The organism is Parasphingorhabdus sp. (assembly GCF_036964675.1).
Lineage (GTDB): Bacteria > Pseudomonadota > Alphaproteobacteria > Sphingomonadales > Sphingomonadaceae > Parasphingorhabdus.
On record NZ_JBALTF010000087.1, the window covers coordinates 1 to 8744 of the forward strand.

Sequence of the window (8744 nt, forward strand, 5' to 3'; positions counted from 1 at the left end):
TCCGCATGATATCAAGGGACAGGGCATCTACTGCTATGTAACCTTGAATGCGGGCGAGCCATCATCCGAGGAACTGGTTGCCGAACTGCGGCTCCACGTCCGCAAGGAAATCGGACCCATCGCCACACCGGATCATTTGCATCTGACCCCCGCTCTGCCGAAAACCCGTTCCGGCAAGATCATGCGGCGCATCTTGCGCAAGATCGCCGAGAATCAGCATGACGCGCTGGGCGATACGTCGACCCTGGCGGATCCAGGCGTGGTCGATTCGCTGGTGGAGGGCCGATTGAACAGATAAAACTGTTTACCTGCGAAGGCAGGTATCCATCTCCCGTCGGTTCCGCTTGGCGCATATGGGAGATGGGCCCCTGCCTGCGCAGGGGCACGCGGCTTCAACTAGCCGTCAAAACCGACAAACACGGCGGCCTCGTCCACCGACTTGCGCGTCGACACCACGGCATTTGCCGGAAAGCTCTCGTCCGGCCAGCCCAGCGCTATGCTTTTCATGATCACCTGATCATCGGCGATCCCGGCATGCTCGCGGACCACGGGCGATTGCATGATGCCCTGGCTGTTGATCACCGTGCCCAGTCCCCGCGACCAGGCCGCGTTCACCAGCGCCGTCGCCACCGCGCCGCAGTCGAAGGGCGTGTCGTCGCTTCCGTCCACCGCCCGATCATAGGTGATGATCACGCATACCGGCGCGTCGAATTGACGGAAGCCCCGCATGACCCAGTCCTGCCGCGCGTCCTTGTCATCGCGTTCGATCCCCATTGCCGAGAAAAGCTGCTTGGCCACACCGATCTGCCGTTCACGATGCAGGCCGGCAAAGGCTGGCCCGGTTCGGAACTCGCGCGATTGCGGGACACCGGCCAACATCCGTTCGGTGTTACCCGCCCGAATTTTTGCCAGCGGCTCGCCGGTGATGACGTAAAAATTATAAGGTTGCGTATTCATCGACGATGGTGCGCGCATCGCCAGCCCGAGAATTTCCTCGATCAGTTCTTTCGGCACGGGTTCGGGTTTATACCCGCGTATGCTGCGGCGGCCGAGGACAACTTCATCAAACTGCATGACTGACTCCAATTACAAATATTCGCCGCTGGCTAGCGGACAAATGACGATATGCAAAGCCCGCTCCTGATGATTGTAGCAACAGTCACCCGTCGTACGTGACCATGCGGTGAAGCCGTCGCTCTATTTGGATGCACAAAGCCGACAATCTGCTAAGCCACAACCCATGAAAGAATATTTTGAACGCCACAAGCAGGCCTGGACCAGCGAAGAGGTCCAGAAGCTTCATGCCTTTGCCAAAAAGGGCATGACGCTCAAGGCCATTGCAAAGGCCCTGACCCGCAGCGAAGAGTCGATCCGGACCCGGTCCAAATTGGACAAGCTAAAAATTGCCAAAAAGCGCTAAGTTTCGTAAGTGATTAACGGGATATGGTGAGCTTCAAGTCAGCCGTTCCCGATCAGCAGCAGCGCCACTAGCTGGCAGCTTCAGGGCCAGTTCTGACACCATAGATACTCAGATAAATGCCTGTCGCAATGATTGCGACAAGATTTGAGATCATGAACGCAGCCGTGATTGCGCCATCGCCGAGTAGCGGGATGAAATCCCGCGCGACAATAGTCACGCCGACAAACAATGAGGCAAACAGGCCCCATCCGGCAATCATCCGGGGTATCAAAGCGGATTTAAGGAACAGAAGGAAAAAACCCGCCATGGCAAAGCTTGAAAGGACGAGTCCCAGGTGGAAGGAGGTATAGTTGGAGGTCGCTTGCAAGCCCGCTAGCATCAGTCGTTGGGTCTCATTGGTTATATTTTGATAGGCAGAATCACCGACAATTTCCGCCGCATTCAGGGCAAATATCGCACCGAGCAGCGAAAATATGGCAGCGGTAATACTGACCAACAGACACCAGGCGGCCAATAGCGGACGGGATTTGCGGAGCAGCATGAAAAGACCAATGCTGACGATCCCGTCCAAGGCAAAGGTCAGAGCCGCAATATAGGCCTTGGCCCTCAGGCGAAGCTCGGCTTCCAGCATATTCTGAGCGGTCGCTTTGACATCCGCTGACAAATTGATGTCGATACCCTTGGCGATTGTAAACGCTGCAGAAAAGCCGATCACGAGCGCGGCCAGCATCGACCAGCCAACCCACCGTCCCAGCCTTTGCGGGTTCAGACTTTCCATCGATTGCATTGGGCGACTTTCCGTTTCATTACATGGTGTATTGTATTAATAATACACTTATGTCAATGTCGCTGATCAGGTCGCGTTCCAAGCCGACATCACGAAAGTCCGTATACTCGCTAAGAACCCCTAGGCACCCGGATCTTGTCGACCAGCCAGCCGATCTCCTTCGGCGGCGCTTTCGTGAATTTCGCTACCGCAATCGCTACTGCAAAATTCAAAACCATACCGATCACGCCAATGCCTTCGGGCGATATCCCGAACAGCCAGTTGGCCTCGACATTGCTCTCCGGCGACCAGAGTTTGAACCAGCCGATATAGAGGAAGGTGAAGCTCAGACCGGTCAGCATGCCGGCTATCGCGCCTTCGCGGTTCATCCGTTTGGAGAATATGCCCATGAAGATCGCCGGGAACAGAGAGGCGGCGGCCAGGCCAAAGGCAAAGGCGACCACCTGCGCAACCCAGCCGGGCGGATAGATGCCGAGATAGCCGGCGACAAAAATGGCGGCGGTTGCCGCCAGTCTTGCCGCTCGTAATTCGCCTTTCTCGGTGATCTGCGGGCGGAAGGTCCGTTTGAGCAAATCATGACTGATCGAGGATGAGATCACCAGCAACAGTCCCGCCGCTGTCGACAGCGCCGCCGCCAGTCCGCCCGCAGCAACCAGCGCGATCACCCATCCCGGCAGATTGGCAATCTCGGGATTGGCGAGCACCATGATATCGCGGTCGACATAGACTTCGTTGGGATTATCGTCAGCCGCTTCATTCTGGACAATTCTCTCACCATTGGCGCCCGCTTCCTCGGCGAATAAAGGCGCTCCCTTGAACGGATCGCCCTTGCCCAGCTGCATCTTGCCGTCGCCATTCTTGTCGCGCCAGGCGATCAGATCATTGCTCTCCCAATTCTTGAACCACGCTGGTGCCTCGGCATATTCCGTATCCTGCACGCTATCGATGAAATTGAGCCGCGCGAAGGCGCCCACCGCTGGCGCGGTCGTGTAGAGCAAGGCGATGAAAACCAGCGCCCAGCCCGCCGACTTGCGGGCGTCCGACGCCTTGGGCACGGTGAAGAAGCGGACAATCACATGCGGCAGGCCAGCCGTGCCGATCATCAGCGCAGCGGTGATGCAGAAAACATCAATCATCGACTTGCTGCCATCGGTATAAGCGCCAAAGCCCATATCCTGCAGCACCAGATCGAGTTTCTGCAGCACATAAAGCCCGGAGCCATCATTGACCGTCGACCCTAGGCCCAGTTGCGGCACCGGATTGCCGGTCACCAGAAAGCTGATGAAAAAGGCGGGCACCATATAGGCGAAGATCAGCACGCAATATTGCGCAACCTGCGTATAGGTGACCCCCTTCATCCCGCCGAGTACGGCATAGACGAAGACGATGCCCATGCCGATGATCACCCCGAGATTGATCGGCACGTCGAGAAAGCGGGAAAAGACAATCCCGACGCCGCGCATCTGCCCGGCAATATAGGTGAAGCTGATGAAGATCAGGCAGATCACCGCGACCACCCGGGCGGCCTTGGAATAATAGCGCGTGCCGATGAAATCGGGGACGGTATATTGACCGAATTTTCTGAGATAGGGCGCCAGCAGCAGCGCCAGCATCACATAGCCGCCGGTCCAGCCCATCAGATAGACCGAACCGTCATAGCCGGAAAAAGCGATAATCCCGGCCATCGAAATGAAGCTGGCCGCCGACATCCAGTCCGCTGCGGTCGCCATGCCGTTGACCACCGGATTGACCCCGCCGCCGGCGACATAAAATTCGCTGGTTGACCCGGCGCGGGAGGCGATCGCGATGCCGATATAGAGCGCAAAGGACAGGCCGACGAACAGATAGATGAGTGTCTGGGTTTCCATCAGCCGCGCTCAATCATCAAGATCATATTGACGCTCGATCTGTTTCATCCGGACGCTGTAAAAGATGATCAACAGGATGAAAAAATAGATCGCACCCTGCTGCGCGAACCAGAAGCCGAGCGGATAGCCGCCGATGGCAAATTGATCGAGAAAATCGCGAAAGAGGATTCCGGCACCAAAGGAAACGACGAACCAGATCGTCATCAATGTCCAGAGCAGCCGAATATTTTGCGACCAATAGGCCTTTTCATTGGCACTGGTTGCCCCGTCCTGATCAGGCGCGTCTGAACTGTTGTCGGACATGCTTGCCTCCCCCCTTTTCTTCTTGCTAGTCAAACTAGGGGGCGAGGCGGGATTGCGCAAACATGTTTTGATAGTGCGATCTTGCGAGCACGCGCAATGTGCTGAAAATCAATATGCCTGAATATTTGAAATATCGGATAGCTGGCATGGTGATCGACAAGCATGTCGATGCTGAGGATAAAGATTGGGTGCCGGCAAGAGAAACCGCATCTTGCGATGCTCTGATCAGCGGCAGCCTTCGAAAAATCAATCAAGAGCTGATCGATTTCTGACTCCGCTTTTCCAAAGAGACTAGGCTGCTATTATCGCCCTGTCCGTCCTGTCGATATCCGCGATCTGGCAAAGTTCCACTATCGCTGTATCAACATGGATGGCCGCCATGCTCGCCTTGATAGAATCGAGTTCCAATAAGATCTGCTCGAGCTGATCAATCCATTCGTGCAAGGCCTTTGTGTCACTGCTCATTGGTTTGGAAAATTCTTCCTGCTATAATATAAAAGCGACTAAATCAGACTGCGGCTATTTGACTATTTCTGCTTCACAAAGTCAACTATTTCTAATGAACGAGCGGAGCCTGATCCCAATGATGGGTCATTGGGAATTGTTGTGACAATGGTCGGATTCGGTCTGCGTGTAAATGGCCGTTAACCATGATAACGGGGATATCTGCTAGAATTCACCCCTGCCAGACGGCCAGCTCAATCAAACTTTCCGCTCTTCGGAAATCCCGTTGGCGGCAACCGGCCAGCCGCACCGCGGGCAACGCGCCACATGGTCAGATCATTCTCGGTTCGCGTTCTGCCGCTGTCACCGCCCATCGCCCAGCTCAGGCCTTCTTCCAGTCTGAACACGATCGCATCGGAAAGCCCGCCATCCTTGTAGCGTTGCAGCATCACACCCTGCCCCTTGGCCATTTCCGGCATTTCGGAAAGGGAGAAGACGACCAGCTTGCGATTCTCGCCAATCGCCGCGACATGGTCGGCGTCTGCGGGAACCGGGCGGACCACGATCAGGCGCGCGTCGCCCTTCAGATTGACGACCTGACGGCCCTTCTTGGTTTCAGCGACAACATCCGCGATATTCGCCACGAAGCCGCGCGCCCAGGTGGAGGCAAGCAACAGTCTGGCCTTCATATCGGCAACCATTAGCGCAATCGGTTCGGCACCGGCCTCTAGATCAACCATCGACCCGACCGGTTCGCCAAAACCGCGTGCGCCCGGCAGCTTGTCCGCACCAATCGTATAGAAGCGCCCGTTGTCGCAGCACATCAGCAACTTGTCGGTCGTCTGTGCATGAAAGGCAAATTTCGGGCCATCGCCTTCCTTGAATTTGAAGCTGTCCGGTGCAGAGAGGTCTGCGTGCCCCTTCATCGCCTTGATCCAGCCGCGCTGCGACATGATCACCGTGACCGGCTCTTTTTCGATAAAGGCTTCCAGCGAAATTTCCCGCGCCGGCGCAGCCTGGATCAGCATCGTGCGCCGTGCACCCAAATCGGTGTCCTCGGCATAAAGTTTACGCAGGTCGGCGAGGTCCTTTTTGAGCCGTGTCTTCTGCCGCGCCGGACTTTCGATCAGCTTTTCCAGCCCGTCGCGTTCTTCGAGCAGCTTGTCGCGCTCGCGCCGCAATTCCATTTCTTCCAGCTTGCGCAAGGACCGCAGGCGCATGTTGAGGATCGCTTCGGCCTGACGGTCGGTCAGCTGGAATTCGTCCATCAACATCGGCTTGGGTTCGTCATGATTGCGAATGATCTCGATCACCCGGTCGAGATTGAGATAGGCAATGATATAGCCACCGAGCAGCTCCAGCCGGGAATCAATCTTGTCGAGCCGATGCTGCGAACGGCGGAGCAGCACGTCAATCTGGTGGACAATCCATTGTTTCAGCACCTCGCTGATGCCCATCACCTTGGGCACCCGATCCTTGTCGAGCACATTCATGTTGAGCGAGAAACGATTTTCCAGATCAGACATGCGGAACAGCGCGTTCATCAGATCCTCGGGATCAACCGCGCGGCTTTTCGGTTCGAGAATGATGCGCACCTGCTCATCGGATTCATCGCGGATATCAGCGAGAATCGGCAGTTTCTTGTCGGCAATGATCTGGGCAATCTGCTCGATCAGCTTACCCTTTTGTACCTGATAGGGGATTTCGGTAACGACAATCTGCCATGCGCCGCGCCCTTCGGCGTCTTCCTTCTCCCACTTGCACCGCACCCGCATCGCGCCGCGGCCGCTTTCATAGGCAGCGTCGATGACGGATTTCGGATCCACCAGCGTTCCGCCCGTCGCCAGGTCCGGGCCCTTGATGATCGCCATGATCTCGGCATGTTCAGCCTTGGGCGAGTCGATCAGCAGAGTCGCTGCGTCGATAATCTCGTGGACATTGTGCGACGGGATGCTGGTCGCCATGCCGACGGCAATACCGCTGGCACCATTGGCGAGCAGATTGGGAAACAGCCCGGGCATGACTTCCGGCTCTTCATCTTCGCCATTGTATGTCGGTTTGAAATCGACCGTACCTTCGTCAAGCCCGTGCATCAGCTCGATCGCGGTGCGAGTCAGCCGGGCCTCGGTATAGCGGTATGCTGCGGCATTATCGCCATCGATATTGCCGAAATTCCCCTGCCCGTCGACCAGCGGATAGCGCAGCGAAAAGGTCTGCGCGAGGCGGACCATCGCGTCATAGACGGACTGATCGCCATGCGGGTGATATTTACCGATGACATCACCGACCACACGGGCGCATTTTTTGTAACCCTGCGACGGTTCCAGCTTGAGCAGTCGCATCGCCCACAACAGGCGACGATGCACGGGCTTCAGGCCATCGCGCAAATCCGGCAAGGACCGCGCGGTGATCGTCGACATCGCATAGATCAGATAGCGTTCGGACAGCGCCGCATCGAACGGCGCTTCGACTATCGCATCAAATTCATCTTCGGGAGCCGCTTCGGGCGCATCGGTTACATCACTCATGATGGATGCGATAGCAGGGTGGATTCAGGGTTGGTAGGGGGAAAGTGGTCATATGATAGTGAGACACTGTTCCCCGGCCTTCGCCGGGGAACCTGGACTCGCTTCAGGTCACGGGCCGCTCGCTGCGATAATAGAGAAACGCAAACCATAATGCGACCGCGCCGAGCAAATGCCAGATCGCATGACCCTGCAACAGGCTGCCAGAACTGCAAAGCTGACCATTTTGATCGAGGTTCCAGATCGTGAAAGCGACGATATTGGCGATGAGGCCAGCGACATAATAGCCGGTTCGGACCTGCGGGCGCAGCGGTCTCGCAAAGACAAGCTCGAGGATGATCGCGGCCACAAGGACAACGGAAAACAGCCAGCGGCGAACCTCTGGCAGCGCATAGAGGATTGCGACGAGCACAACACACAGCATCGCATAATAGATCATCGCCCGCCGATCCGGGATGCGCCGCCATTTCGCCAGCGCGCTGATCAGAAAAAATCCGCTGATCAGATACATGCCCAGCACATCGAAAAACTGGCCCCACAAGGTCAGCGTCGCGTGGAGCAGCACCGAGCCGATCCCGACAATGATCGCTGCTACCCCCAATATGCTAGCAGCCAGCGGCGGGAAAGCTGATATCCAGTCCCGCGACCGGGCCAGCAGGATCATCAGCAGACCGGCGAAGACATAGCCGAAGGAGGAAATACTGTTGGCAGGCTGCAACAGGACCGCGCCCGTCCTTGGCATTTCGCAAAAGCATCTGGTATCGGTGCAGCTTGCGGGCGCGAAACGCGCCCAGTCGGGACCGATCAGATTGAGCATGGCGATGGTTATGGCCGCGATCAGGGCGGTCAGCGCTGCCGCCGCGATCAGCCTGCCGCCCGCGATGGTCATCGCGTCAGCCATTCCGCCGGCAGATCCAGTCCTGCCCGCTCATTGTCCCAGATAATCGACATGATCCACCAGCGACCATTGGGTTTGCCATCACCATCCATGCCGTCATTCCACAAATGCACCATATTCACCCCGCGAAACTGGATTTCGGGATGATCCGGCGTTTCCCGAGCCTCATAGGTCGAATAGGCATGGGCGATCTGCCCAAAAACATCAGTCTTTCGGCCGATCTCAATCTCGTAAAAGCTCCGGCCTTCCAGCAGCGGGATCGTGGCCGCGACAAATTCATCATAGTCGAAACTATAAGCAATCGGCTTGCCATGCTCGATTCGCGTCCGGGTGATCAGCGCGCGCGGATGATAAATCTCCCGATCACGTTCCCAGTCCTGTCCACCAGGCGGACCGGAGATACACTCATATAGCGTTTCCATGACTTCATCGATGGTGGTATATTGGCTCATCGCAATCACATTCCCTGGGTTGGTTCATTCAACCATCATGAAACGGG

11 protein-coding genes are annotated in these 8744 nt (G+C 56.6%); 3 read left to right on the forward strand and 8 right to left on the reverse strand.

Annotation, left to right across the window (positions count from 1 at the left end; translation table 11 throughout):
* A partial coding sequence (locus tag V7665_RS12305; RefSeq protein ID WP_442955226.1) for an AMP-binding enzyme occupies positions 1-298 on the forward strand: 298 nt, incomplete at its 5' end.
* A gap of 98 nt (positions 299-396) precedes the next feature.
* On the opposite strand, the gene V7665_RS12310 is transcribed toward V7665_RS12305, so the two are convergent.
* On the reverse strand, positions 397-1074 hold the full coding sequence (locus V7665_RS12310) for a nitroreductase (RefSeq protein ID WP_335664829.1): 678 nt from the start codon (positions 1072-1074) through the stop codon (positions 397-399).
* Positions 1075-1240: 166 nt separating this feature from the next.
* Here V7665_RS12310 and V7665_RS12315 point away from each other — a divergent pair, with 166 nt between their 5' ends.
* Positions 1241-1420: a hypothetical protein gene (locus V7665_RS12315; RefSeq protein ID WP_335664830.1), complete on the forward strand. Its 180-nt coding sequence runs from the start codon at positions 1241-1243 to the stop codon at positions 1418-1420.
* Positions 1421-1487: 67 nt separating this feature from the next.
* On the opposite strand, the gene V7665_RS12320 is transcribed toward V7665_RS12315, so the two are convergent.
* The 3 genes from V7665_RS12320 to V7665_RS12330 all read right to left on the reverse strand — a co-directional run bounded on the left by V7665_RS12320 (position 1488) and on the right by V7665_RS12330 (position 4378).
* Positions 1488-2207, reverse strand: coding sequence for a DUF4386 domain-containing protein (locus tag V7665_RS12320; protein ID WP_335664831.1), 720 nt, complete (start codon positions 2205-2207; stop codon positions 1488-1490).
* Positions 2208-2317: 110 nt separating this feature from the next.
* Positions 2318-4075: a sodium:solute symporter family protein gene (locus tag V7665_RS12325; RefSeq protein WP_335664832.1), complete on the reverse strand. Its 1758-nt coding sequence runs from the start codon at positions 4073-4075 to the stop codon at positions 2318-2320.
* A 9-nt stretch (positions 4076-4084) separates the two neighbouring features.
* Positions 4085-4378: a DUF4212 domain-containing protein gene (locus tag V7665_RS12330; RefSeq protein WP_335664833.1), complete on the reverse strand. Its 294-nt coding sequence runs from the start codon at positions 4376-4378 to the stop codon at positions 4085-4087.
* Between the two features lie 98 nt (positions 4379-4476).
* Between V7665_RS12330 and V7665_RS12335 the strand changes: the two genes are divergently transcribed.
* The gene (locus V7665_RS12335; protein WP_335664834.1) at positions 4477-4650 is read left to right on the forward strand and encodes a hypothetical protein; all 174 of its coding nucleotides are present in this window, start codon (positions 4477-4479) and stop codon (positions 4648-4650) included.
* A 19-nt stretch (positions 4651-4669) separates the two neighbouring features.
* Here V7665_RS12335 and V7665_RS12340 read toward each other — a convergent pair whose 3' ends face one another.
* The 4 genes from V7665_RS12340 to V7665_RS12355 all read right to left on the reverse strand — a co-directional run bounded on the left by V7665_RS12340 (position 4670) and on the right by V7665_RS12355 (position 8697).
* On the reverse strand, positions 4670-4843 hold the full coding sequence (locus tag V7665_RS12340) for a hypothetical protein (RefSeq protein WP_335664835.1): 174 nt from the start codon (positions 4841-4843) through the stop codon (positions 4670-4672).
* Positions 4844-5076: 233 nt separating this feature from the next.
* On the reverse strand, positions 5077-7350 hold the full coding sequence (gene parC, locus V7665_RS12345; RefSeq protein WP_335664836.1) for a DNA topoisomerase IV subunit A: 2274 nt from the start codon (positions 7348-7350) through the stop codon (positions 5077-5079).
* Between the two features lie 103 nt (positions 7351-7453).
* Positions 7454-8248, reverse strand: a complete 795-nt coding sequence (locus tag V7665_RS12350) for a ceramidase domain-containing protein (RefSeq protein WP_335664837.1) — start codon at positions 8246-8248, stop codon at positions 7454-7456.
* Complete coding sequence (locus V7665_RS12355; RefSeq protein WP_335664838.1) at positions 8233-8697, reverse strand: hypothetical protein; 465 nt, start codon at positions 8695-8697, stop codon at positions 8233-8235. The genes V7665_RS12350 and V7665_RS12355 overlap by 16 nt, the downstream gene beginning before the upstream one ends.
* Between the last annotated feature and the right edge of the window lie 47 nt (positions 8698-8744).

Coding starts and splice junctions, on each gene's coding strand:
- V7665_RS12320 (WP_335664831.1), bottom strand. CDS start 2,207: ATGCAATCGATGGAAAGTCTGAACCCGCAAAGGCTGGGACGGTGGGTT.
- V7665_RS12330 (WP_335664833.1), bottom strand. CDS start 4,378: ATGTCCGACAACAGTTCAGACGCGCCTGATCAGGACGGGGCAACCAGT.
- V7665_RS12325 (WP_335664832.1), bottom strand. CDS start 4,075: ATGGAAACCCAGACACTCATCTATCTGTTCGTCGGCCTGTCCTTTGCG.
- V7665_RS12315 (WP_335664830.1), top strand. CDS start 1,241: ATGAAAGAATATTTTGAACGCCACAAGCAGGCCTGGACCAGCGAAGAG.
- parC (WP_335664836.1), bottom strand. CDS start 7,350: ATGAGTGATGTAACCGATGCGCCCGAAGCGGCTCCCGAAGATGAATTT.
- V7665_RS12355 (WP_335664838.1), bottom strand. CDS start 8,697: ATGAGCCAATATACCACCATCGATGAAGTCATGGAAACGCTATATGAG.
- V7665_RS12340 (WP_335664835.1), bottom strand. CDS start 4,843: ATGAGCAGTGACACAAAGGCCTTGCACGAATGGATTGATCAGCTCGAG.
- V7665_RS12310 (WP_335664829.1), bottom strand. CDS start 1,074: ATGCAGTTTGATGAAGTTGTCCTCGGCCGCCGCAGCATACGCGGGTAT.
- V7665_RS12350 (WP_335664837.1), bottom strand. CDS start 8,248: ATGGCTGACGCGATGACCATCGCGGGCGGCAGGCTGATCGCGGCGGCA.